Here is a 24,663-nt window from a genome sequence, read left to right on the forward strand (position 1 = left end):
TGGGGCGTTGCGTCGGGGGCGGCGGCCGGGGGCCCTAAACCGTCACGTATTCCTTCACGAAAAACTGCACCAGGGCTTCCATCGCCGCGTCGGACACGGCGGGGAAATTGGCGATGCGGATGGTGGTATTTTTTAGCGGGCCGTAGCCGCCACCCAGCGTGAGGCCGGCTTCGAGGGCTCTGCGCTTGATTTCCTCGATCAGCGCGGGCTCGCCCTGCAGGCCGATGACGGTGGTGGAGCGGGCGTCGGGGTTGGTGATGAGCGGCTGCAGGGGCGTGGCCTGCTCGAAAAAGTCGTAGAGCTTCTGGGCGCGGTCGGCCAGGTGCTGGGCCACGGCCTTGATGGGCTCGCGGTCGGCCATCACGCGGCTCAGCAAGTAAATGCCGAGCACGTTGGGCGTGTAGTTGGTTTGGTGGTTGAGCATGTTGCTCAGGGCGGCGGGCAGGCCGTTGTAGTGGGCGCGGTCGTTCACCTCCTTGGCCTTGGCCACGGCGCGGGGCGAGAGGATGAGCACGCCCAGGCCGGCGGGCAGCCCGAAGCACTTTTGCACCGAGCCGTACCACACGTCGGCCTTGATGTACTTGAGGTTCAGGCCGGCCAGCGAGCTGGTGGCGTCCACGGCCAGCAGGGCCCCGCCGAGGCGGTTGAAGAGCTGCAGGATGTGGGTTTCGCGGAGCTGGGTGGCGGTGCTGGTTTCGTTCTGCGTCACGCACACCAGGTCGGTGTCCTCGCCCACGAAGGGCAGGGCCCCCATGTCGGGCACCTCGTTGATGTCGAACTGCACGCCGGTGGTTTCCGGTCGCAAGGCGCGGGCGTAGTCGAACCACTTCTTGCCAAACTCGCCGTTGTAAAGGTGGAAGCTGCGGCGCGGGGTGAGGCCCTGGGCCAGGATTTCCCAGCACTCGGTGGCCGAACCGGTGAAGAGCACCGTGTAGTCCTGCGGAATATTAAGCTTGAGCTTGAGGTCCGTCACGGCCTGGCGCACTAGGCTCGTGAACCGCTCCCCGCGGTGCGGGGCCGAGAGCCAGCCCTCGTCGTAGGCGTCTTGCAGGTACTGGCGAACGGCGGGGTACACGGCCGCGGGGCCAACGTTGAACGTGAATGTCTGAACCACGGATTTATCGGATTGAGCGGATTGATCGGATTTTGGGGACGGCCCCGGCCAGTGGCTGGGGGCCCGGGTGGGCCGGCGGCCACTGGCCGGGGCCGGTTGGGGCCCGGCTGCTTGCCAGCGCAAAGTTCGGGCAAATCTTCCCCAAAATCCGATAAATCCGTCAAATCCGATAAATCCGTGGTTCAGACCTGAAAGCCCACGCGCTTGGGCCGCTGGCTGGCAAACCACTGCACGGCCAGCCGGTAGCTTTCAAGCCCGAAGCCGGCGATGCTGCCCGCGCAGTGCTTGGCAATGAGGCTTTTGTGGCGGAATTCTTCGCGGGCGGCGATGTTGCTCAGGTGCACCTCCACCACGGGCGTGGCGATGCCGGCCACGGCGTCGCCGAGGGCCACGCTGGTGTGGGTGAAGCCGCCGGCGTTCAGGATAATGCCGTGGTGGCTGAAGCCGACCTCGTGCAGCTTGTCGAGCAGGGCCCCCTCGTGGTTGCTCTGGAAGTACGTCAGCTTATGGTCGGGGAAGCCGTCCACCAGCTCCGGGAAAAAGTCGTCGAACGAGCGGCTGCCGTAGATGCCGGGCTCGCGCCGGCCCAACAGGTTGAGGTTGGGGCCGTTGATGATGAGAAGGTCCATCTTTGAAGAGCGAAATAGCAAGAGATTATAGCCCAAAGAACGTCATGCTGAACGCAGCGAAGCACCTCTCCTGCGGCACTAACCAAATTGGGCAATGAAGCAGGAGAGGTGCTTCGCTGCGTTCAGCATGACGTTCTTTGGGCCCTATCCTGCTTCCTATCCTTAAATAACATGACCTGGCCCCAGGCCCTCCGGCAATTCCAGGGCTACTTACAGCTCGAAAAATCCCTCTCGCCCAATTCGGTGGAGGCCTACGTGCGCGACGCCACCAAGCTGCACCAGTTCCTAATAGGGGAGGGGGTGCCCGCCCGCCCCGAGCAGGTGACGACGCGGCTGCTGCGCGACTTCCTCAACACCCTCACCGACCTCGGGCTGGGAGCCACCTCGCAGGCGCGCACGCTCTCGGGGCTGAAGGCGTTCTTCGGCTTCATGATCATGGAGGACCTCATCAAGTTCGACCCCACCGACACGCTGGAGGCCCCCAAAACCGGCCGCCACCTGCCCGACGCCCTCAGCTACCCCGAAATCGAAACCCTGCTCGGGGCCATCGACCTGAGCACTGACGAGGGCCTGCGGACTCGCGCGGTACTGGAGGTGCTGTACTCTTCGGGCTTGCGCGTGAGCGAGTTGTGCGAGCTGAAGCTGTCGAATATTGCCGCCGAGCAGGGCTTTATGAAGGTGCTGGGCAAGGGCAACAAGGAGCGCCTGGTGCCCGTGGGCCGCGAGGCCCTCAAGCACCTCAACTTCTACCTGCGCGGCGTGCGCGGCCACCTCGACATCAAGCCCGGGGCCGAAGACCACGCCTTTCTGAGCCAGCGCGGGCGGCCGCTCTCGCGCATCACCGTCTTCACCACCCTCAAGAAGCTGGCTGAGCAGGCGGGGCTGCGCAAAACCATCAGCCCGCACACGCTGCGCCACTCCTTCGCTACTCACCTCATCGAGGGCGGAGCCGACCTGCGCGCGGTGCAGGAAATGCTGGGCCACGCCAGCATCACGACCACCGAAATCTACACCCACCTCGACCGCGACTACCTGCGGCAGGTCATCACCGAGTTCCACCCGCGCAGCTAAGGGGGCCCAGGCCCGCCGCAACGCGGGTAGCGGCACAGTGGCCCGCCGTGCGTAAATTTGGCTTTTCCGCTGCCTCTCCGCATGGCCGATAACCGCTACAAGAACCCCCCGCCGGGCCCCTCCGCCAACCGTCCCGCCGAGGGCCGGCCGGCCGCCGCGCCGCGCGCCAACGCCCCCCGGCCCGCCGCCGAGCCGGCCCCTGCGGCGGCCCCGCGCCCGCCGCGCCCCGCCGCTACCAACCAGCCCAAGGCCGCCAAAGCGGCGGCCCAGGCCCAGGCCGCCCGCGCTCCGCGGGGGCCCCGGGGCCCCTTGCCCGGCGTAGCCGGCCTGAAGGCGCTGCTGCGCGACCGGCGCTTTCACCTGTTCATCGGGTTTGGCCTGCTGCTGGGCAGCTTATACCTCACCATCGCCTTCACGTCGTTCCTGTTCACGGGCCACGCCGACCAGAGCGTGGTAGCCGCCATGAGCACCATCCCCACCAAAGAGGCGGGGCAGGAATCGAACAATTGGCTGGGGCTGCTGGGGGCCTGGGCAGCACAAGTATTTATCTATAAGCTGTTTGGGGTGGCGGCGTTCGCCCTCATTCCCATCGTGTTTTTCCTGGGCTACAAAATCGTGTTCCGCACCGCCACCGGCTCGGTGAGCTACGTGCTGGCGCTGGGCCTCTTCACGATGGCCTGGCTGAGCACGCTGCTCGGCTACGTGGTGGTGGCGCTGGGGGCCCCCGCGCCGGGCGCCGACCTGGCCCTGGCCCACCGGCTCGACTTTTTGTGCGGCGGCGTGGGCTTCGAAGCGGCCTCGTGGCTGAGTAGCCTCATCGGCTGGGGCACGGTGCTGCTGCTGGCCTTCGTGCTGATTTCGTTCGTGGTGTTCTTCTTCAACATCACCACGTTGCCGTTCAATTTTGGCCGTTCGGCCGCCCAGGCCGAAGCCGACGAAGACGCCGAGCTGACCGCCGAAATCGAAGCCGAGGAGGCCGCTAAGGCCCGCCCGGCCGCGCCCAAGCCCGCTCCTAATGCCCCCGCACCGATGGCCCTGGCCTTCACCGCAGAGGAAACCGAGGACGTGGAAGAAACCAGTGGGGCCCCGGCCCCGGTCGAGTATGAGCCCGCGCCCCAAGCCAGCTCGGGCCCCGCCCTGAGCGTGGCCGGCCCGCTGGCTACTACCGTAGCAGCCGCGGCGGCCGTGCCGCTGGTCGTGAGCGGCCCGTCGTTTTCTGTGGAGATGCCGGAGCCGGAACCCGAAGTGGCATTTGTTGCGCCCGTGGTAGCTACGGTGCCCACGCCGCTTTCGCTGGCTGACTTGGCCGACGGGCCCCCCGCGAAACCGGTGATGGGGCCCCTGGGGGTGGAAAATAAGCAGCTGGAAATAACGGTGCCGAGCCGCGACGACCTCGACCCGAACGCCGGGGCCGCCATTGCGGCGGTGGCCGACGAGGACGCGGATGCCGACGCCATGCCGGACGTGAACTACGACCCCACGCTGGACCTTTCGCGCTACCAGTACCCCACCCTGGAGCTGCTCAACGACTACGGCGTGGCCAAGGCGCAGGTGACCAAGGAGGAGCTGGAGGCCAACAAGGACCGCATCGTGGAGACGCTGGGCCACTACGGCATCACCATCGCCAGCATCAAGGCCACCATCGGGCCCACGGTCACGCTCTACGAAATCGTGCCCGAGGCAGGGGTGCGCATCAGCAAAATCAAGAGCCTGGAGGACGACATCGCCCTGAGCCTGGCCGCGCTGGGCATCCGCATCATCGCCCCGATTCCGGGCAAGGGCACCATCGGCATCGAGGTGCCCAACGCCAAAAAGGAGATGGTGAGCATCCGCTCGGTGCTGGGCTCGGAGAAGTTCGCCCGCACGGAAATGGACCTGCCCATCGCCTTCGGCCGCACCATCACCAACGAAGTGTTCGTGGCCGACCTGGCCAAGATGCCGCACTTGCTGATGGCCGGGGCCACGGGCCAGGGCAAGTCGGTGGGCCTGAACGTGATTCTGGCCTCGCTGCTCTACAAGCGCCACCCGGCCCAGCTCAAGTTCGTGCTGGTCGACCCCAAGAAGGTGGAGCTGAGCATCTTCAACAAGATCGAGCGCCACTACCTGGCCAAGCTGCCCGACACGAACGAGCCCATCATCACGGACACCAAGAAGGTGGTGCACACGCTCAATTCGCTGTGCATGGAGATGGACCGGCGTTACGATTTGCTGAAGGAAGCGGGCTGCCGCAACCTGAAGGAGTACAACCTCAAGTTCGTGGAGCGGCGGCTCAACCCCAAGAAGGGGCACCGCTACCTGCCCTTCATCGTGCTGGTCATCGACGAGCTGGCTGACCTGATGATGACGGCCGGCAAGGAGGTGGAAACGCCCATTGCCCGCCTCGCCCAGCTGGCCCGCGCCATCGGCATCCACCTCATCGTGGCCACCCAGCGCCCCAGCGTAAACGTGATTACGGGCATCATCAAGGCCAACTTCCCCTGCCGGATTTCCTTCAAGGTGACCAGCAAAATCGATTCGCGCACCATCCTCGATACCGGCGGGGCCGACCAGCTTATTGGCCAGGGCGACATGCTGTTCTCGGCTGGCTCGGACCTAATCCGGGTGCAGTGCGCCTTCATCGACACGCCCGAAGTGGACCGCGTGTGCGACTTCATCAGCGAGCAGCAGGGCTACTCCGACGCCTACCTGCTGCCCGAAGTGGCCGGCGCCGAGGGCGACGACGGCAGCGGCCAGGACGCGGGCGACCCCGCCGAGCGCGACTCCATGTTCGAGGAGGCCGCTCGCTGCATCGTGCTGCACCAGCAGGGCAGCACCAGCCTGCTCCAGCGCAAGCTCAAGCTGGGCTACAACCGCGCTGGGCGCCTCATCGATCAGCTTCAGCACGCGGGCATCGTGGGGCCCTTCGAGGGCAGCAAGGCCCGCGACGTGCTCGTGCCCGACGAATACCAGTTGGAGCAGTTGCTGAATTCCATGCCCAAGTAGTAAAGACAGGGTAAATACATCGGTCGGCCAGAACAGTTTTTCTTCAGAAAAGCTATTCTGGCCGACCTTTTGATGAGGGGCTGCGTATCAGGTCCTACGGGGCCCCAACGCCCGCTTTCTTATTTATTGATATGATGACCAAATCGTTTTCGCTGCTGGCCCTGGCCGCCACCTTGGCCCTGCCCGCCGCGGCTCAACAAGACCCCAAAGCTGGCAAAATCCTCGACGCCATGAGCGCCAAATACCAGGCCCTGAATGCCTTCGGCGCTAGTTTCTCCCAGACGCTGGAGAACCCTTCGGCCAAGGTGAAGCAGAACATGAGCGGCGACATCGTGGTGAGCGGTAAGAAGTTCCACCTCAAAATGAACGGCCAGGAAGTTATCAACGACGGCAAAACCACCTGGACCTACCTCAAAAACGAGAATGAGGTGAACATCGCCGACGCCGATGCCGATAGCCAGGACATGTCGCCCTCGCAGATTTATACCATGTACAAGAAGGGTTACAAATACGCCTACGTGCAGCAAGCCCAGGACGGCGGCGAGGCCGTGGACGTGATTGAACTGACCCCGGAAAACCGTACGAACGAGGTCATAAAAGTTCGCCTAAAGGTGCGTAAGAAGGACCAGACCGTGAAAAGCTGGCAGATGTACAAGAAGAACGGCAACCAGTACACGTTCAACATCAAGAACTTCAAGCCCAACCCGCCCATCACGGCCAGCACCTTCGCTTTCGACAAAGCCGAGCATAAAGGCGTGAAAGTGGTTGACCTGCGATAGGTTAGTTGTTAGTCATTCGTTGTCCGTTGTTAGGGCAACGACCCAGGGCGGCCCGCTTCGAAAGAGGCGGGCCGCTTTTGATTTATGGACGAAACGGACCGCGTTTTTCCTGGCAATGGACAACGAGCAACTAACAACTATTTTTGCCCCATGCGCGAAGATTTTCTCCACTACGTTTGGCAGCACCAGTACTTCGACAAGGCCGATTTGCGCACGGCGGGCGGCGAAGAAATCCAGGTGTTGAAGCCCGGCCACCGTAACGCCGACGCGGGCCCTGACTTCCTGAACGCCCGCCTGCGCCTAGGCGATGTGGAGTGGAACGGCGCGGTGGAAATTCACCTCAAAGCCTCCGATTGGCAGCGGCACAACCATCAGGTGGACGCCAAGTATGACCAAGTGGTGTTGCACGTGGTGCACACCCACGACGCCGAAGTAGCCCGCACCAACGGCAGCCGCATTCCGGTATTGGCCTTGGGGCTCCGGCTGGGGCCCGAGCTGCTGGCCCGCTACCAGGCCCTGGCCGACGCCCCGGCGGCCGCGCCGTTGCCCTGCGCGCCGCTGCTGGGGCAGGTGCCTGAAATTACTAAAATCATGATGGCCGAGCGGGCCCTGTTGGAGCGTGTGGAAGCCAAGGCCGACGCCGTGGCCGCGCTGCATGAGCGCCTGGGCCACGACTGGGAGGCCACGGCCTACCATGCCCTGATGGCCGCGTTCGGCTTCCAAAAAAATAGCGAGCCGCTGGCCCGCCTCGCCAAGGCCGTGCCGCTGGCCGTGCTGCGCCGCCACCGCCACGACCAGCGCCAGGTAGAAGCCCTGCTGTTTGGGCAGGCCGGTTTCCTGGTGGAAAACGACGAGACGGCGGCCGATGCTTACATCCAGGATTTGCGGCGGGAACACGAGTTTCTGCGCCACAAGTACGACCTGGGGGCCCCCGCCCTGGCCGTGCACGAGTGGAACTACCTGCGCCTGCGGCCCGCCAATTTTCCGCCCGTGCGCCTGGGCCAGCTGGCGGGCCTGCTACACGCCCGCCCCGCCCTGTTCGACGCCTTGCTCACGGCCCAGAGCGTGGCAGCGCTGGCCGAGTTTTTTAGGGCCCCAGCGCCGGCTTACTGGCGGGCGCACTTCCGCCCCGGCCGGCCGGGCAAGGTGCCCGATTTGGGCAAGAGCAGCATCGACCTGCTGATTACCAACGTAGTGGTGCCCCTGCGCGTGGCCTACGCCCGCTCGGTGGACCAGCCCGCGCTGGTCGAAAGCAGCGTGGCCCTGTTCACGGAGCTGCCCGCCGAGCACAACCAGTTCACCGATGTGTACGGGGCCCTGGGCTTTGGCCACCGCACCGCGGCCGATTCGCAGGGCCTGCTGGCGCTGCACAAAAGCTACTGCGCGCCGCGCCGCTGCCTGCACTGCGCCATCGGCAGCCGCCTGGTGCAGGGCCCCCAACTGCGCGTTTCGCGATGAGCCTGGCGCTGGCCCTGGTGCTGAACGCGGCCTTGCTGGCCGCGCTGCTGCCGTGGCTGCGCCGCGAGTGGCGGGCCTGTGGCGCCGTTTGGCGGGCAGCGCTCGTGGCCGGCCTGCTGGCCCGCTTGCTGGTGGGGGGCCTGCGCGACGCCCGCCCCGTGAGCGACGGGGCTTACGTGCAGCACCTGGGCGAGTTGCTCACCGCCCAGCTGTGGAGCGAGCCCGCCAGCGGCCTCCGCTCGCTGGCGGGCGACGTGGTGCAATTTGCCGGCGAGCGGGTGGTGTACTACGGCATGTCAAATACGCTGTTTCTGGCCAAAGTGCTGGCCCTGTTAAACTTGGCCTCGCTGGCAAGTCCTTGGCTCAATGCGGTATATTTGAGTTTGTTCAGCTTTGTGGGGTGCTGGCAACTGGCGCGCACGCTGGCCAAAAGGCTGCCGGCCACGCCGGCCGGTGCAGGACTGGTGGGGCTGGTGCTATGGCCTTCGGTGGCGTACTGGGCCGCCGGCCTAAACAAAGAAGCCATCCTGCTGGGCAGCAGTGCCTGGCTGTTGGCGTTGATGATCAATAAGTTGTATGCCCAGGTGGGGGTGGCCCCGCGCCCGTGGTGGGGCCCAGCCGTGGCTGGCCTGGCACTGCTGTGCTTCAAGATGCGCTATTTTTTCGCGGTGCCCCTGATGGGCGGGTTGCTGGGGCTGGCGTTGGTGCGGGCGCTGCAGCGGCGCGGCAGGGCACAGAGGCGCGGCGCACAGATGCTGGTGCTGGTAGCCCTGCTGGTGGCAGGCGCAGCGGTGGCCCCCGAGGTCAGCGTAGCATTTCGGCTCAACAAGTTCACGAGCCAAGTAGTGCGCATCTACGACCACGACTTGCTGGTGTCTGCCGGCCGGCCCCACTTCGCATACGCCGACCTGCGGCCCACGGCCGCAAGTTTTCTGGCCCACACCCCGCAGGCCGCCTGGAACACCTTTACCAGGCCTTGGCTAGGCGAATCGGCCGAGCCGCAGTACGTGGCAGCAGGCCTGGAAAACGGTCTTCTGCTGGCGTTGGGGGCCCTGGCCTTGGCTGCATTGGTACGGGGCCGCCCTGGGCGGCTGCCGTTTGCCTTGGCCGTGGTGCTGCTGGGCTACTGCCTGCTACTGGCCGCACTTATGGGCCTGAGCACGCCCAATTTGGGCACGCTCGGCCGCTACCGCAGCGCGATGCTTCCCTTTTGGTTGCTGCTGCTGCTGCAAAACGACTACGCCGCGGCGGCCCTGCGCCGCCTGGGCCTGGGGGCCCCAGCGGGGCCCGCCCCGGCCCAGTCCCCGGACCCGGTGGCGTAACTTTGCGCTTTAAAGCGGCGAAACCAAGCCTGGGTTTGGGTTGTTCTGGCCGCTTACTTCGCTCTACGCTATTCATGGAAAACCCCGTTATCATCCTCGGCGCGCAAGCCGTGGGCACGGCTGCCCTCGACGCCTTTCTCTCCAACGACCTGGTGGTGTACTGCCTGCTCGACGACGACCCCAAGCTGCAAAAAAGTGAATTGCTGGAAGTGCCCGTGATGGGCGCCACCGACGACGCCGAGCTGCTAAAGCTGCTGGGCAAGAAGTGCGAGGTATTTGTGGCCACCGACGACGCCGCCAGCCGCCGCAGCCTCACCCAAATGCTGCGCCAGGAATATGAGGCCGTGCCCGTGAACGCCATCCACCAGCGGGCCAGCGTATCGGCCCACGCCACGCTGGGCCACGGCAACTACGTGGGGCCCAACGCGGTGGTGGCCGCCTTGGCCACGCTCGGCAACGGCTGCCTCATCAACGGCAACGCCGTGGTGGAGGCCCGCGCCACGGTGGGCGACTACGCCCAGCTTGGTAGTGGGGCCCTGCTCGGGGCCGGTGCCACGGTGGGCGAGCTGGCCTTTGTGGGGGCCGGGGCTGTGGTGGTGGCCGGCGTCAGCATCGGCGAGAAGGCCCGCATTGGGGCTGGCTCGGTGGTGGTGGCCGACGTGCCCAAGGGCCAAACCGTGTTCGGCAACCCGGCGGTAAAGGTCTGATTTCTAACCGCGGGCCCTTGCTTGTTGGCAACGGCCCGCGGTTATCACCCAACAGCTTCGACATGAATTACCAAGTTCTGCTTTACTACTGCTACGCGCCCATCGAAGACCCTGCGCAGTTTCGCGACGAGCACCACCAGCTGTGCGTGGAGCTGGATTTGCGCGGGCGCATCATCGTGGCTTCCGAGGGGCTGAACGGTACCGTATCGGGCACGGTGGCCCACTGCGCGGCCTACATGGCGGCGGTGAAAGCCGACCCGCGGTTTGGGGCCCTGGAATTTAAGGTAGACGCTGCCGCTGGGCACACGTTTCAGAAGCTGCACGTGCGCGTGAAGCCCGAGATTGTGCACAGCAGCCTGGCCCACCTCAAGCCGCAGGAAAAGACCGGCCAGCACCTTTCGCCAGAGGAATTTAGGGCCCTCAAGGACGACGACGACGTGGTGGTGGTGGACGTGCGCTCGGACTACGAGTACAACCTGGGCCGCTTCCGCAACGCCGTGACGCTGGATATGGAGAACTTTCGCGACTTCCCAGCCCGCGTGGAGCAGCTCAAGCAATTCAAAGACAAGAAGATCCTGACCTACTGCACTGGCGGCGTGAAGTGCGAAAAAGCTAGCGCCTACCTGTTGGAGCAGGGCTTCGAGAACGTATACCAGCTGCACGGCGGCATCATCAAGTACGGCATCGAGGCCGGGGGCGAAGACTTCGACGGCCAGTGCTACGTGTTTGATAACCGCGTGGCCGTGGACGTGAACCGCGTAAACCCGCGCGTGATTTCGCGCTGCTGTGCTTGCCGCGAGCCCTCGGCCCGGCTCATCAACTGCGCCAATCCGCTCTGCAACGCCCACGTGGCCCAATGCGAAAGCTGCGGCGAGGCCCTGCAAGGCGCCTGCTCCGAGGCCTGCGCCGCGCACCCCGCCAAGCGCCCCTACGACGGCACGGGGGCCTACCCCAAGGCCAGCAACCATTACCAACCGGCCCAGGGCCTGGCCTCGTACAAGGGCTGAAGCAATTTTTGAAGAGTAGTTTTCCGGCCGTACCGCCAAGCTGCGCCTAGCCTTGCCTAAGCAGCCCTGGGGCCCTAGGGCAAGGCTAGGCGTAGCTTGATGGTACAATTCCACGCTTCCCACCCCAGGCATTTCACTCCACGCTTCCCGCCCCCGACAGCCATGATTTCCAATTCCGAGCTTATCCTCAACCCCGACGGCACCATTTACCACTTACACCTGCTGCCGGACCACATTTCCGACACCATCCTCACCGTGGGCGACCCCGCCCGGGTGGCGCAGGTGAGCCGGCACTTCGATTCCATCGAGTTTGAGGGCGCGCACCGCGAATTCGTGACCCACGTGGGCTATTACAAGGGCAAGCGCCTCACGGTGCTGAGCACGGGCATGGGCACCGACAACATCGACATCGTGATGAACGAGCTGGATGCCTTGGTGAACATCGATTTCATGTCGCGCACGGTGCGGCCCGTGGAGGAGCAGCTGCGCCTGCGCATTGTGCGCCTGGGTACCAGCGGCAGCTTGCAGCCTGACGTGCCCATCGGCTCCGTGCTGGCCACCGAGCACGCCGTAGGCCTCGATTCGCTGATGCAGTTCTACCCCTTGGTGGAAACCGGCCTTGAAACACAGGTGGGCACTGCCCTGCAAGCCACGCTGGGCCTGCCGTTTGCGCCCTACGTGGTGCGCGGCGACGACCTGCTGCGCGAGCAGCTGGGCGCTGGCGCTGTGGTGGGCAACACCCTGACGTGCCCGGGCTTCTACGGGCCCCAGGGCCGCCGCCTGCGCCTCGACGTGACGCCTGCCGACTACCTGGAGCGCCTGCGAAACTTCCACCATGAGAGCGGCGAGGGCGAGTTTCGCCTCACCAATTTCGAGATGGAAACCGCTGGCTATTACGCCCTGGGCCGTCTGCTGGGCCACCAGGTGCTCAGCCTGAACGCCATCGTGGCTAACCGCGCCACCGGCGAGTTTGCCGCCGATGCCGGGGCCATAGTTGACACCATGATCGAGCGCACCTTGCAACGGCTGGCGTAGCCCGGTGGAACAACAATAAAACGGGGCCCCGTGAACAGCAACTGTTCACGGGGCCCCGTTTTTTGTAATTTATAGGTTGCTTGTTGTCAGTTGGTAAGGCACCCAAACTACTTGGCTGGCCATTTCACCCAGCAAAATTCCATCCCCAACACGGCGCGCAGGGGCAGGGCCATGCCGGTTTGCAGTACCACATAGTCGCCATCAACGGCCCACACGCAAGTTTGGAGGCGGTGCAGGGCCCCGTCGGCGGTGCGGAAGGCTACGGCGAGCTTGCCGCGGTAGGTATTTCCTAAAATAGCGGCGCGGGCGGCCTCAGTGGCGCGGCGGTAACGCTCGGCAAAACGTCGGTGTCGGCGAAGCGCATTCGCGCGAACAACTCCGGGGGCCTGGACGGGGGCGGGCGGTATAGCGACGGACCATTAATTGCGGTGCGGCCAGTAAGCTGGCTAGCTTAACTAACGCATTATAGCAATTCAGCCGCCAGAAAGGCCATTGTATCCACGCCGTCGGCGTAGTCGGCCACGCCCGGCTGTTGGGCTCGCCCCAATGGGACGCTGCCGGCCCACCGCCCACCGGCCGACACTACGCACTGGATGCGCGGGGCTACATCGGTGAGTTGGTCTACCAAGTCAATTTCCTCCGAATACTCGCTGTAATGCAAAACTGAGATGGGTGAGACCAAGGCGTTATTCGGGGTAACCAACAGAAAACCAGCGTCGAAGTGCGGTACAGCGTTGACCAGTAAAATACTCTTGTTATAATCGTAGTTGTTTTGGTACTTGTGGTGGTTCAGTACACCGCTGCAAATCTGGAGCGCGTCGAGCAATGGAGTGAAATCGTAGCCTTCGGGCACGTATAGCTTGCTCACGTTGCGGCAGCCCAGTCCATAGTACTGGAAGATGTCGGGGCCCAAATAAGCCAGCTCGGCGTCGGTTTCGTGGCCCGTAAGCACGGCCACGCTCGTGCGGTTGCGCCGAATCAGGTGCGGTTTCTTGCCGAAATAAAACTCAAAATAACGCGCCGTATTATCCGAGCCCGTCGCAATAAAGGCATCGGCCGCGTTCAGACGCGGCACGATTTGGACTAAATTGGTAAATCTTGTCTCAATTTGGGAAAGTTCGTCCAAGATCCACGTCATCAAAAATGTGTCGGACGCGCTGAGCTTTGCCAGCAAAATGTGGCCGCTCAGCAGCACGCACAACGCGTCGTGGAAGCCTACCAGCGGGATGTTGCCGGCCATCACCACGCCCACTTGGCGCACGGCGGTGGGCTCGGGCGGGTAGCGGGCGGCCCACTGGGCCAGGGCCCCGGGCTCGAGCAGGTGGGCGATGCCGATGAGGGCGGCGGCCACGTTGGGCCGGTCAACCCAAGGGTTCTGGTTGCGGGCGCGGGCGGCCAGGTCGGTGAGCTCGTCGGGGGATAGGGCGGTGAGGCGCTGGCCCAGGGCCACAAAGGCGGCCAGGCGTTCGGAGTGGTTCATGCGGAAGATGAGGGCGGCGGAGAAGCCGTAAAATTGGGGCGCGGCGCGGGAAAGCGGCGCCCGGTGCGTAAATTTGTGGGCCCAGCCACATGGCCGGGGGCCCCGCTTTTACGTAAAGCCCCCCGTCCCCTTTTGGTTTCCTTATCTACTATTTGACCCGCGACGCCCCATGGCCATCATGATAACCGACGAGTGCATCAACTGCGGTGCCTGCGAGCCGGAATGCCCCAACAACGCCATCTACGAAGGCGGCGCGCAGTGGCGCTGGGCCGACGGTACCACCCTGAAGCAAGTCGAAACCGCCGACGGCACCACCGTAGCCGGCACCGCGCCCCAAACGCCGGTGTCGGACGAATACTACTACATCGTCTCGGATAAGTGCACAGAGTGCGTCGGCTTCCATGAGGAGCCGCAGTGCGCCGCCGTGTGCCCCGTCGATTGCTGCGTGGACGACCCCGACCTGCGCGAAACCCACGAGCGGCTGCTCGAAAAGAAAGCCTGGCTGCACCTGGCCGCGTAAGCGCCGGGCCCCCGGCCCAAACCGAATCAGCCGCTGCCTCGTCGGGAGCGGCTTTTTTGTGGCCCCCGGGGCCCCAAAACGTACCTTTGCCGAAATACCCATTCCCGATGACCCCCACCAAAACCACGTACTCGCCCGCCGACGTTGAAGCCAAATGGTACCAGCGGTGGCAGGAGCAGGGCTTTTTCAAGGCCAGTGCCAACCCCAAAAAGACGCCCTACACCGTTGTCATTCCGCCGCCGAACGTGACCGGCGTGCTCCACATGGGGCACATGCTGAACAATACCATTCAGGACGTGCTGGTGCGCCGCGCCCGGATGCAGGGCAAGGAAGCGTGCTGGGTGCCCGGTACCGACCACGCCAGCATCGCCACCGAGGCCAAGGTGGTGGCCCTGCTGAAGGAGCAAGGCATCGAGAAAAAGGACCTGACCCGCGAGGCCTTTCTGGAGCACGCTTTTGCCTGGAAGGACAAGTACGGCGGCATCATCCTGGAGCAGCTCAAGCAGCTGGGGGCCTCCTGCGACTGGGACCGCACGCGCTTCACGATGGAGCCCAAGTTGACCGAGGCCGTACTACGCGTGTTCGTGAACTTGTACCGCAAGGGCCTGATTTACCGCGGCGTGCGCATGGTAAACTGGGACCCGCTGGGCGGCACCGCCATTTCGGACGAGGAAGTGATTCCGAAGGACGTGGTGGCCAAAATGTACTACCTCAACTACGAGGTGGTGGGCCAGCCCGGCCGCTTCCTGACGGTGGCCACCTCGCGCCCCGAAACCATCATGGCCGACGTGGCCGTGGCCGTGAACCCCACCGATGGGCGCTACGCTGACCTGGCCGGGCAGCGCGTGCGCATCCCGCTGCTGGGCCGCGACGTGCCGGTTATTCAGGACGAGTACGTGCTGACGGACTTCGGCACCGGGGCCCTGAAAGTGACGCCGGCCCACGACCTGAACGACTACAACCTGGGCCAGAAGCACAACCTGCCGACTATTGACATCCTCAATGACAACGGCACGCTGAATGAAAAGGCGGAGCTGTACGTGGGCCAGGACCGGTTTGCGGCCCGCCGCAACATTGTGAAAGACCTGGAAGCCGCCGGCTTGCTCGTGAAAACGGAGGAGTACGCCAGCATTGTGCAAACCTCGGAGCGCACCAAGGCCGTGATCGAGCCCAAGCTGAGCATGCAGTGGTTCCTGAAAATGGAGCACATGGCCAAGCCCGCGCTGGAGGTGGTGGAGAACGACACGGTGCGCCTGCACCCCGCCAAGTTCAAGAACACCTACCGGGCGTGGATGGAAAACGTGCGCGACTGGTGCATCTCGCGGCAGCTCTGGTGGGGCCAGCAAATCCCCGCCTACTACCTGCCGGATGGCTCGTTTGTGGTGGCCCTCTCAGCCGCTGAGGCACTTGAACTGGCGCGTGAGCAAAGTGGTAATGCCGCGCTGCAAATAAGCGACTTGCGCCAGGACGAGGACGTGCTCGACACCTGGTTCTCGTCGTGGCTGTGGCCCATCTCGGTGTTCGATGGGTTTGAGGACCCCGACAACGCCGACGTCAACTATTTCTACCCGACCAACGACTTGGTGACGGGCCCCGACATCCTGTTTTTCTGGGTGGCGCGGATGATTATGGCCGGGCTGGAATTTCGCCAGGAGGTGCCGTTCCGCAACGTGTACCTCACCGGCATCGTGCGCGACACCCAGGGCCGCAAGATGAGCAAGCAGCTCGGCAACTCGCCCGACCCGCTCGACCTCATTCAGCAGTTCGGGGCCGATGGCGTGCGGACGGGGATGCTGTTTTCGGCGCCCGCCGGCAACGATTTGCTCTACGACGAGAAGCTGGTGGAGCAGGGCCGCAACTTCGCCAACAAGCTCTGGAACGCCTTCCGGCTGGTGAAAGGCTGGGCCCCCGACGCGGCCCTGCCCTTCGGGCACGACAAACCCGTGGCCTGGTTTGGGGCCCGGCTGGCGGCGGCCACGGCCGAAATCGACGACCACTTCGAGAAGTTTCGCATCTCTGACGCCTTGCTGGCGGTGTACAAGCTTGTCTGGGACGACTTCTGCGCCTACTACCTGGAAATGGTGAAGCCCGCCTACCAGCAGCCCATCGACGCCGAAACCCTGCGCCACACCACGGCCTACTTCGAAACGCTGCTCAAGCTGCTGCACCCCTTCATGCCCTTCATCACGGAGGAGCTGTGGCACGAGCTGGCCGCCCGGGGCCCCCGCGAGTACGTGACCGTGGCGCACTGGCCCAAGCCCACGCCGCCCGCCACCAGCGCCTTGCTGCTGAGCGACATGGACAAAGTCCTGGCCGTGGTGGCCGGCATCCGCGCCGTGCGCAACCAGAAAAACCTGGGGCCCCACAAGCCCCTGGCCTTGGTCATCAAAACCGACGAGCCCGCGCTGTTCACGGCCTACGCGGGCGTGCTGCGCAAGCTCGGCAACCTGGAGACGCTGGATTTTGCCGACGCGGGCCCGGCCGGCGCGGTGAGCTTCGTGCAGGGCAGCAGCGAGTTTTTCATCCCGCTCGAAGGCCAGATTGACGTGGCCGCCGAGCGCGCCCGCCTCGAAAAGGAGCTAGCCTACGCCCAGGGCTTCCGCGAATCGGTGCAGAAAAAGCTGGGCAACGAGAAATTCGCAGCCAACGCCAAGCCCGACGTGCTGGAGCGCGAGCGGCAAAAGCTGGCCGACGCCGAAGCCAAAATAGGGGCCCTGGAGCAGGCGCTACAAGGCCTGTAGTCTTCGCCGACGCTTCACAAAAAAGCCGTTCCCTCAATCGAGGAAACGGCTTTTTTGTGAAGCGTCGGCAAGGGCGCTGGGGCCCCACGCCGAGGCTATTGAATCAGCAGCGACTGGGTTTTTACGTCGGTACCGGTCTGTACTTTGGCGATGTACAAGCCTTTGGGCAAGTTGCTGAAATCCTTCGTGGCTTCGAGCTGCGTGGTGCCCTCGCTGCGGAATACCTCTTTGCCCATCTGGTTGAGCACCGTCAGCACGATGGCTTGCTGGTCATCGGCTACCACCTGGAAGCTCACCCGGCCGGTAGATGGGTTGGGGTAGAGGGCCACCAGCAGCTGCTTGATTTTGCTGATTACCTTCTGCTTAATCAAGTCGCGAATGGCGGCGTCGGCTTGCACAAATCCCACGCCGGTTTTGAAGTCAAAGCCTTGGTCGAAGCCCGGCGTGAGCGGGTTGTCCATGTCAATGGCCGATTGCTGCAAAGACTTCGTGACGATGCGCGGCGGGAGGTTTTTGTCAATTTCGAGCATCAGCGCCGCCACGGCTGCCACGTGCGGAGCTGCCGCGCTGGTGCCGAAGAAGTTAGGAAATCCGTCGCCCTCGAAGTCCTGGCCGGGGAAGGGCGGGAAGAAGGTCGTGTTGCCGCCGTCGGGGCCCGTCACTTCGGGCTTGCTGGACGTCAGGGGCTGGCCCAGACGCCGGCCCTGGTCGTTGAACAGCAGAGGCGTACCGCCCAGCGACGAGAACGATTCCACCACCGGCACCGGCGTGTTGGCGTTGAACAGCGGCGTGTTGAAATAAGGGGCGGCGCCTACGGCCACCACCTGCGGGGCGTTGGCGTGGCCCACCAGGGTCGAGCTTTGGGTGTCGTACTCGACGGCCGTGGGTCGGCTGCCGAAGTTGACGTACTTGAGGCGGGTGGGGTCGGGACCGTCAAATTTCACGATCACTACTTCCACCGTCAACGGGGCCGTGCCTCTGTTGGTGAAGCCGACGAACTCGAATGGGTCACCACCAATGTTGTTGTCGATGGACGATAACACGGGTACGCCGTTGTAAAGCAAGTAAATATCCATATCGGTGCGGGCCCCGCGCACACCGCTGGCCGAAAACGCCGGGTCGTCCCATTGCAGGGCCAGTTCCAAGCTCCGGCCGGGGCCGACGGTAATAGTTTGCCGCACGTCGCCGGGGGCAAAGCTGTGCGCCTCGCCCGTGATGCCCGGCACCGAGGTTTTTGAGTTGCGGAACACCGCCTCGTACGACTGCTGGGCCTGGTTGCCGGCCGATGAGAAGTACGACGCGCCCTTGGCCACCACGTTTTGGGCGGCTTGCGCGATGATGCCGTTCTGGAAAAAAGGCTCGTCAAAGTAAATCACGTCGTCCACAATGGCCTGGCAGCCGGCGGCTTGCAGGTCTTCGATGCCCTGGGCAAAGTCGGCCTGGCCCAAGAAGGCGGTGTGAAAGGCAATGGCGGCCCCGGGGGCCACGTCGTGCACAATTTCGGCCATGCCGCGGCCCTCGTCGATGCCGCCGCTGGGCAAGTCTTCGAGCACCTCTACGCCGCGGGGCAGGTCATTGCTGGTCACGCCGGCGGTGGCCCCGCCCAGGTTGTTGTAGCTGTCGGAGAGGATGCCCACCTTCACGCCCTTGCCAGTCAGGCCGTACTTGGAGCGGGCCGCGTCGGCCCGCAGGGCCCGGTCGCCCTGGCTGGTGGTGCGGCCCACGTTCAGGGCCGGCTTGTAAACGGGCCGGACGAGCTGCAACGAGGGCACGCTCTCGAGCGTCGCCAGCTTATCTACCGGAAACAGGCCCGATACCAGCGCGCCGTAGGCCGTGCCCTGGCGCAAGCCTCTGGCCTGCAGGTCGGCCAGCAGCTGCTTGGCGCTGGGCGAGGTGGCCAGTGCCTGCACCACCACGTAGCCGTTGTATACCTGGACGGCATCGGTGGCCTGGAGGGGCGAGTCGGTGCTCGCCGAAGCCTTCGCTGCCAAGCCCCGGGTGGCCACTGCGGGCTTGGCCAACTCGAGCAGGCTGGCCGATACCTTGCCTTTGGGCGTGGGCAAGTTTTGGGCCCCGGCGGGCGGGCCCACCAAGGTTGCCGCGGCAAGCAAAGCCACAGCGGTGCGGAGGTAAGTTTTTCTCATGGGTAACTGGAAAGAAGGAAAAATGAAAAAAAGCTGGCCTAGGTGCAGAAAATCGCCATCGATTGCGTGACAAATTTGTATAGCCTAGGTGTGCAAATATATCAATTAAAAATATTAAAATTCACGCGTATTTCCCGGAATAATAAAAAATAATATTTAAAATTCGCCAGCCATTTGCCGCCCGGTTCAGCCGCATTCACAACGGCAAAAACAGTTGATTATAAATATAAAACCCTATAAATAAAAAGGTTGATGATTGATGGGGATAACTCCTGCGCCGCGGCCTTACTGCCCTGGGCACACGGCGGGGCGCGTGCGCCGGCTTAGTAGGTATGGCTGACCCACACTAAGGGCAGCCTTCAATCAGTGCAAAAGCTGAACAGTGAGCTAAGCCAGCCAAAATGCAATAACCGCTGCACCGGCGTGCGCTGCCTCACTCCACCCTGCGTCAGCCGGGGCCCCCTGGCGCAATGGCGGCAAACCTGCCGGAGCCTTGGCGCCATAAAAAAAGGCCACCGTCTGGGTAGACGGTGGCCTTAGTTAGGTTTTGGGGCAGCGGGGCCTACGGCTTGGGCCGCGGCACTACGCCTCCAGCTGCTTGCTTCTGCTGCTGGGCCAGCTGGTTTTGCAGTTGAAAGGTGACCACCTGGCAATCAGCAAAGCGCTGGTCGGCTACTTTCAGGGCCGCTTCGGCGGCGCTCAGCTGCTGGTAGAGGAAGGCGATGATGCCCAGCGCCAGCACCAGGGCCCCAATAGTGAGAATGTTTCGCATAGCAGTGGGGCCCCGGGCGCAGCCGCCCGGGACTGGTCATTAAATCGTGGTATTGGGGTCGAACTGCTCTAGGTAGTCGGCCACTTTGCGCACAAACATGCCGCCGAGCGAGCCGTCGACCACGCGGTGGTCGTAGCTGTGGCTCAGGAACATGAACTGGCGCACGCCGATGAGGTCGCCCTGCGGGGTTTCTATCACGGCGGGCTTCTTCTTGATGGCCCCCACGGCCATAATGGCCACCTGCGGCTGCATGATGATGGGCGTGCCCATAATGTTGCCAAACGAGCCCACGTTGCTTAGGGTGTAGGTGCCGCTTTCGAGGTCGGCGGGCGTGAGCTTGTTAGCGCGGGCGCGGTTGGCCAGGTCGTTCACCTTCTTGCTCAGGCCGTTGAGGTTGAGCTGGTCAGCCTTGTGAATGACCGGCACGATGAGGTTGCCGCTGGGCAGGGCCACGGCAATGCCGATGTTGATGTCCTTTTTCTTGATGATGTAATCGCCGTCCACCGAAACGTTGATGTTTGGGAAATCCTGGATGGCGCGGGCCACGGCCTGGATGAATAGGGGCGTGAAGGTGAGGTTTTCGCCCTCGCGCTTCTTATAGGCGTCCTTGTGCTTGTTGCGCCAGTTCACCAGCTCCGTCACGTCGGCTTCTACGAAGCTGGTGACGTGCGGCGCGATGCGCTTCGAATCGACCATGCGCTGGGCAATCATCTTGCGCATCCGGTCCATTTCAATCAGCTCCTGGCCGCCGCTCACGCTGGGCACCGGCTTGGCCGCGGGGGCTTGGTCGTTGGCGTTGGGAACCGGGGCCGCTACGGGAGCGGGCGCGGCCGGGCGCGGCGCGGGTGCTGGTTCCAGCGGGGCGGGCGGCGTGGCTACCGGGGCCTGCGGCACCAGCGAAGGCTTGCCCGCCGCCACGTAGTCGAGGATGTCCTTTTTGGTGACGCGGTTTTCCTTGCCCGTGCCGGGCAGGTATTCCAACGCGCTCAGGCTCACGCCTTCCTCGCGGGCAATGCTGAGTACGAGCGGCGACAGGAACCGGCCGGGCTGGTGCGGGGCCCCACCGGCGGCTTGAACCGCTTCGGGGTCGTCGGGCTCGGGTAGGTAAGGTACCTCGGGGGCCGGGGCGCTGCCGTTGGTGCTGGCCGGCGCGGCGGCCTGCGCAGCGGGCGCCGGGGCGCCGGGCGTTGCCGAAGCTGCTGCGCCCACCTCCGTTTCGATGACGGCGATGGGGGCCCCCACGGCCACGACCTGGCCTTCCTGCACCAGAATCTCGGCCAGGGTGCCGGCGTGGGTGGCAGGCACTTCAGTGTCTACTTTGTCGGTGGCTACTTCCAGCACCGATTCGTCTTGCTCGATGGCGTCGCCGACTTGCTTGAGCCATTTTAAGACGGTGCCTTCCATGATGGATTCGCCCATCTTGGGCATCGTCATTTCCACTCGTGCCATAAGGTGCGGGGGTGTTTTGGGGTAAGGGATGGGGTGGGATGGGGAGGCCGTAAAGGTAGCCAGAAAGCCCCCGGCGCACGGCGCGCCGGGGGCTGGCAGCGAATCGCACGGCCCGGGGCCCTGTGTTGGGGCCCCGGCCAGGTCGTTAGTCGACGGTCAACCGCTGAATGTCCTCCTCGCCCAATTCGTCGCCGGCGGTGGCCGGGGCCGGGCGGTAGGTGGTGAAGCAAATGCTACGGTTCGACGCGTACTTGTTGGCCGGGTCGTTGATGATGACTACGTGGCCAAACGTGCCAAATTCCTTGCCCTGCCAGAGCAGCGTTTTCTTGCGGCCCAGCGCCGGCTGGTTCAGCACATTGGCGTAGATGAGCCGGCCCCCGCCGGGCCGGGGCTTGGCGTACAGCACGGTGCTTTCGATGTTGCCAGTACACGGTGGCGTGCACGCGGGCAGGAGCAGGGCCCCGGCGCATAGCAGCCAGCGCCCGGCGGCTCCCCAATAACCTAACAAGTTTTGCATGGCCAAAAATAGGATACGCACCGGCCCGCTTACGCCTGTCCCGTTAGCCGCTGCCACAGTAGCGCCAGCACCGACTGGGCGGTGTAGGTGATGTTCAGGGCCCGGCCGCGGTCAAAGCTAATTTGCCGGCTCACCGTGCCTTGGGCGTCGGCGACGGCAAAGCAGATGGTGCCCACGGGCTTCTCGGGGGTGCCGCCGCCGGGACCGGCAATGCCGCTGGTGGCCACGGCCACGCTGGCACCCAGGCGCTGGCGAGCCCCTTCGGCCATGGCCCGCACGGTGGCTTCGCTTACGGCGCCACTTGTAGCCAAGGTTTCGGCGGGCACGTTTAGCTCACTCATTTTGATGTCGTTGTGGTACGCCACTACGCTGCCGCGGAAGTAGCTTGAGCTACCCGGCACGCCCGTGATGCGGTGCGCCACCAAGCCCCCGGTGCAGCTCTCGGCGGTGGCCAACGTTAGGCCCTTTGCCAGCAGCAGCTGGCCGATGGCGGCCTCCAGGGTCGTTTCTTCTTCGGCAAAAATGTAGGGCCCCGCCCGCTCGCGCAGCGCTGGCAGCAGCGCCAGCATGCGGCCGCGCAGGTCGGCTTGGCCGTCGTCGGAGCCCGTCAGACGCAGGCGCACGGCCCCCAGGCTGGGCAGGTAGGCCAGCTTGAAGTTGGGCGGGAGGGCGTCTTCCCAATCAGTAATTTTCTCGGCTAGGTACGACTCGCCTAAGCCCACGGTCATCACCACCACGTGCTCGATGGGCGCGAGGGCGAACCGCGCGCGCAGGCGCGGCAGCACCTCGTCGGTCATCAGCTTCTTCATCTCAAAGGGCACGCCGGGCATGCTCACGAACACCGTCCCCTGGTCCTCGAACCACATGCCGGGGGCCGTGCCCACGGCGTTGAACAGCACCTGGCAGTTGGCCGGCACCAGGGCCTGCTGGCGGTTCACGTCGAGCATGGGCCGGTTATAGCGCCGGAAAAACTCGGTAACGTGGGCCAGCGTGGGTTCGTCCATCACCAGCTCGCTGCCGAAGTAGCGGGCCAGTACGTGCTTGGTCAGGTCGTCCTTCGTGGGCCCCAAGCCCCCGGTGATGAGCACCACCCGGGCCCGCTGCCGGGCTTGGTCGAGGGCCCCCACAATCTCGTCGGCACGGTCGGATACCGACGAAATCTGGCGCACGCGCAGCCCAATTTTGGCCAATTCCTGGCCCATGAAGGCCGAGTTGGTGTCAACAACCTGGCCGTAGAGCAGCTCGTCGCCAATGGTCATAATTTCAACGTCGGGCGGGGCGGGGCGGGAAGAAGCGGGGGGCATGGAAAGGGGCACGCGAGGCGAGGGGTGAAGAAGATAAAAACAAATTTGGCGGGAAAATTGCGTCACTTTGCAATCGCGCCGGCACTACGACAGCCACACCGGCTGCTGGGTTTTCCAGCCGCGCCTTTTTTTATTGCCATGTCTACCCGCCTTGCCACCCTGCTACTAACTGCTGGCCTACTGACCGCCGCCCCCGCCGTTCGGGCCCAGACCACCAAAAAAACCACCACTACCACTAAAACCATGGCTGCGAAAACGGCCGCTGCCAAAGCTGCCGCTACCAAGGCCGCCGCGGCCAAAACAGCCGCCGCGAAAGCCGCTGCTGCCAAGGTAGCCGCCGCCAAAGCCGTTGCCACGCCCGCCCCGGCCCCCGTGGCACCGCTCACCGAGGCCGAGGCCAGCGCCGGTATCAAAGATGCCCTTAACAAGGGCGTGACCAAGGCCGTGGAATTCGCGTCGGAGAAGGACGGCTTTAACCTCAACGACGACATTCACATCCCGTTCCCAGAGGACATGGTATTGATGAAGAGCACGCTGGGCCGCCTGCCCGGCATGAGCACGGTGGTCTCGACGTTCGAAACCCAGCTCAACCGCGCCGCCGAGGCTGCCGCGCCCAAAGCCAAGGACATCTTCCTATCCGCCCTGACCAACATCAGCCTAACCGACGCGCTGAGCTTGGTTACGAGCAGCTCGACGGACGCGGCCACGCAGTTCCTGCGCAAGTCGACCGAGGCCCAGTTGGTGGCAGCCTTCAAGCCCGATATCACCGCGGCCATCAGCCAGGTGGGGGCCGAGGCCGCTTATACCAAAATGACTACCCAATACAACCGCATTCCGCTGATGACGCCGGTGCAAACCGACCTTTCGGCCTATACCACCCAGAAAGCTGTGGACGGCATTTTTATCCTCATGGCCCAGGAAGAAGCCAAAATCCGCCGCAACCCCGCCGCTCGTACCACCGACTTGCTCAAGCGCGTGTTCGCGACCAAGTAGGTGGCGGTTTAGGGCCCCGGCCCACAAAGAAGCCCCGGCTGCACTGCGCAGCTGGGGCTTTTTTGCGGGCCGGGGCCCTCGGTTAGAAATCGTCGCTGTCAAAGCTGCTACTGCGGCCGCGGGGGGTAAAGCCATCGTCCTCGTCTTCGTCGTCGCCAAAACTGTCGTCTTCGTCGTCGAGCGAGCCAAATCCGCTGCGCTCGGCGCTGTCGGCATTGTCGGCGTTTTCGGCGGCTACGTGCTCGGCTTCGGTCATGCCGGCCAGGTCCAGGGCTTCGTCGTGGCTCGAACCGGTGTCGCGCCACATCAGGTAGTCGGCGTACTTGGCCGAAAGTTGGTCTTCGGGATTGCCCAATGCCTTGGCGCCGCCTTGGGCGGCGTAAGAATCGAGGGTGTCGTCGTCGTCGAGCAAGTCGTCGTCCAGGTCGTCGTCGTGGTCAATCATGGCCGGGGCGGAATAAAATAAGGGTGGAGGATAAAGACAGAAACGGCGGCGAAGATACGCGCCGTAGCAAAACGGAGTTCCCCCAAAAAGCAGGTTTGGGCCCCCAGAAGCAATGTTTTTTTAAAAATGACCGCATTAGCAGCTCCGTAGCGGCGGGCAACTACCGGCTAAAAATAGCAAGCGGTTAGGAAAAC

At 64.0% G+C, this 24,663-nt stretch carries 20 protein-coding genes; 11 read left to right on the forward strand and 9 right to left on the reverse strand.

Going from position 1 to position 24,663, the window contains the following annotated elements; translation table 11 throughout:
• Window positions 1-34 precede the first annotated feature (34 nt).
• Complete coding sequence (locus AXW84_RS08640; RefSeq protein ID WP_068231461.1) at window positions 35-1,114, reverse strand: aminotransferase class V-fold PLP-dependent enzyme; 1,080 nt, start codon at window positions 1,112-1,114, stop codon at window positions 35-37.
• 182 nt (window positions 1,115-1,296) lie between these two features.
• Window positions 1,297-1,743 carry a type II 3-dehydroquinate dehydratase gene (gene aroQ / locus AXW84_RS08645; protein ID WP_068231465.1) on the reverse strand — a complete coding sequence of 149 codons (447 nt, stop codon included), beginning with the start codon at window positions 1,741-1,743 and terminating at the stop codon, window positions 1,297-1,299.
• Between the two features lie 171 nt (window positions 1,744-1,914).
• Here aroQ and xerD point away from each other — a divergent pair, with 171 nt between their 5' ends.
• The 8 genes from xerD to AXW84_RS08685 all read left to right on the forward strand — a co-directional run bounded on the left by xerD (window position 1,915) and on the right by AXW84_RS08685 (window position 12,104).
• Window positions 1,915-2,814, forward strand: coding sequence for a site-specific tyrosine recombinase XerD (gene xerD, locus AXW84_RS08650; protein WP_068231467.1), 900 nt, complete (start codon window positions 1,915-1,917; stop codon window positions 2,812-2,814).
• 81 nt (window positions 2,815-2,895) lie between these two features.
• A complete protein-coding gene (locus AXW84_RS23950; protein ID WP_068231469.1) occupies window positions 2,896-5,796 on the forward strand; it encodes an FtsK/SpoIIIE family DNA translocase in 2,901 nt (966 codons plus the stop codon).
• Between the two features lie 131 nt (window positions 5,797-5,927).
• Complete coding sequence (locus tag AXW84_RS08660) at window positions 5,928-6,575, forward strand: LolA family protein (RefSeq protein ID WP_236943283.1); 648 nt, start codon at window positions 5,928-5,930, stop codon at window positions 6,573-6,575.
• A gap of 150 nt (window positions 6,576-6,725) precedes the next feature.
• A complete protein-coding gene (locus AXW84_RS08665; protein WP_068231472.1) occupies window positions 6,726-8,033 on the forward strand; it encodes a DUF2851 family protein in 1,308 nt (435 codons plus the stop codon).
• Window positions 8,030-9,355 (forward strand): hypothetical protein, encoded by a 1,326-nt coding sequence (locus AXW84_RS08670; RefSeq protein ID WP_068231476.1) that lies wholly within the window; start codon window positions 8,030-8,032, stop codon window positions 9,353-9,355. Before AXW84_RS08665 ends, AXW84_RS08670 begins: the two co-directional genes overlap by 4 nt.
• A gap of 74 nt (window positions 9,356-9,429) precedes the next feature.
• Window positions 9,430-10,062, forward strand: coding sequence for a NeuD/PglB/VioB family sugar acetyltransferase (locus AXW84_RS08675; RefSeq protein WP_068231479.1), 633 nt, complete (start codon window positions 9,430-9,432; stop codon window positions 10,060-10,062).
• Window positions 10,063-10,124: 62 nt separating this feature from the next.
• Window positions 10,125-11,069: an oxygen-dependent tRNA uridine(34) hydroxylase TrhO gene (trhO, locus tag AXW84_RS08680; protein WP_068231483.1), complete on the forward strand. Its 945-nt coding sequence runs from the start codon at window positions 10,125-10,127 to the stop codon at window positions 11,067-11,069.
• 162 nt (window positions 11,070-11,231) lie between these two features.
• Entirely contained in the window at window positions 11,232-12,104 is an 873-nt protein-coding gene (locus AXW84_RS08685; RefSeq protein WP_068231486.1) for a nucleoside phosphorylase, read from the forward strand.
• 463 nt (window positions 12,105-12,567) lie between these two features.
• On the opposite strand, the gene AXW84_RS08690 is transcribed toward AXW84_RS08685, so the two are convergent.
• Window positions 12,568-13,584, reverse strand: coding sequence for an acyl-CoA reductase (locus tag AXW84_RS08690; protein WP_068231488.1), 1,017 nt, complete (start codon window positions 13,582-13,584; stop codon window positions 12,568-12,570).
• Window positions 13,585-13,753: 169 nt separating this feature from the next.
• On the opposite strand from AXW84_RS08690, the gene AXW84_RS08695 reads away from it, so the two are divergent.
• Together AXW84_RS08695 and AXW84_RS08700 are read left to right on the forward strand one after the other, a co-directional pair.
• Window positions 13,754-14,104: a 4Fe-4S dicluster domain-containing protein gene (locus AXW84_RS08695; RefSeq protein ID WP_068231490.1), complete on the forward strand. Its 351-nt coding sequence runs from the start codon at window positions 13,754-13,756 to the stop codon at window positions 14,102-14,104.
• A 107-nt stretch (window positions 14,105-14,211) separates the two neighbouring features.
• Entirely contained in the window at window positions 14,212-16,845 is a 2,634-nt protein-coding gene (locus AXW84_RS08700; RefSeq protein WP_068231493.1) for a valine--tRNA ligase, read from the forward strand.
• Window positions 16,846-16,940: 95 nt separating this feature from the next.
• Here AXW84_RS08700 and AXW84_RS08705 read toward each other — a convergent pair whose 3' ends face one another.
• From AXW84_RS08705 to AXW84_RS08725, 5 genes are all read right to left on the reverse strand, one after another.
• Window positions 16,941-18,989 carry a T9SS type A sorting domain-containing protein gene (locus tag AXW84_RS08705; RefSeq protein ID WP_068231496.1) on the reverse strand — a complete coding sequence of 683 codons (2,049 nt, stop codon included), beginning with the start codon at window positions 18,987-18,989 and terminating at the stop codon, window positions 16,941-16,943.
• A 562-nt stretch (window positions 18,990-19,551) separates the two neighbouring features.
• Window positions 19,552-19,761, reverse strand: coding sequence for a hypothetical protein (locus tag AXW84_RS08710; protein WP_068231500.1), 210 nt, complete (start codon window positions 19,759-19,761; stop codon window positions 19,552-19,554).
• A 39-nt stretch (window positions 19,762-19,800) separates the two neighbouring features.
• The gene (locus tag AXW84_RS08715) at window positions 19,801-21,210 is read right to left on the reverse strand and encodes a dihydrolipoamide acetyltransferase family protein (RefSeq protein WP_068231503.1); all 1,410 of its coding nucleotides are present in this window, start codon (window positions 21,208-21,210) and stop codon (window positions 19,801-19,803) included.
• 145 nt (window positions 21,211-21,355) lie between these two features.
• The gene (locus tag AXW84_RS08720; protein WP_068231505.1) at window positions 21,356-21,727 is read right to left on the reverse strand and encodes a hypothetical protein; all 372 of its coding nucleotides are present in this window, start codon (window positions 21,725-21,727) and stop codon (window positions 21,356-21,358) included.
• A 29-nt stretch (window positions 21,728-21,756) separates the two neighbouring features.
• The gene (locus AXW84_RS08725; RefSeq protein ID WP_068231508.1) at window positions 21,757-23,031 is read right to left on the reverse strand and encodes a competence/damage-inducible protein A; all 1,275 of its coding nucleotides are present in this window, start codon (window positions 23,029-23,031) and stop codon (window positions 21,757-21,759) included.
• A 138-nt stretch (window positions 23,032-23,169) separates the two neighbouring features.
• Between AXW84_RS08725 and AXW84_RS08730 the strand changes: the two genes are divergently transcribed.
• A complete protein-coding gene (locus AXW84_RS08730; RefSeq protein WP_068231511.1) occupies window positions 23,170-24,024 on the forward strand; it encodes a DUF4197 domain-containing protein in 855 nt (284 codons plus the stop codon).
• 82 nt (window positions 24,025-24,106) lie between these two features.
• On the opposite strand, the gene AXW84_RS08735 is transcribed toward AXW84_RS08730, so the two are convergent.
• A complete protein-coding gene (locus AXW84_RS08735; protein ID WP_068231514.1) occupies window positions 24,107-24,469 on the reverse strand; it encodes a hypothetical protein in 363 nt (120 codons plus the stop codon).
• Between the last annotated feature and the right edge of the window lie 194 nt (window positions 24,470-24,663).

It is taken from the genome of Hymenobacter sp. PAMC 26628 (assembly GCF_001562275.1).
Lineage (GTDB): Bacteria > Bacteroidota > Bacteroidia > Cytophagales > Hymenobacteraceae > Hymenobacter.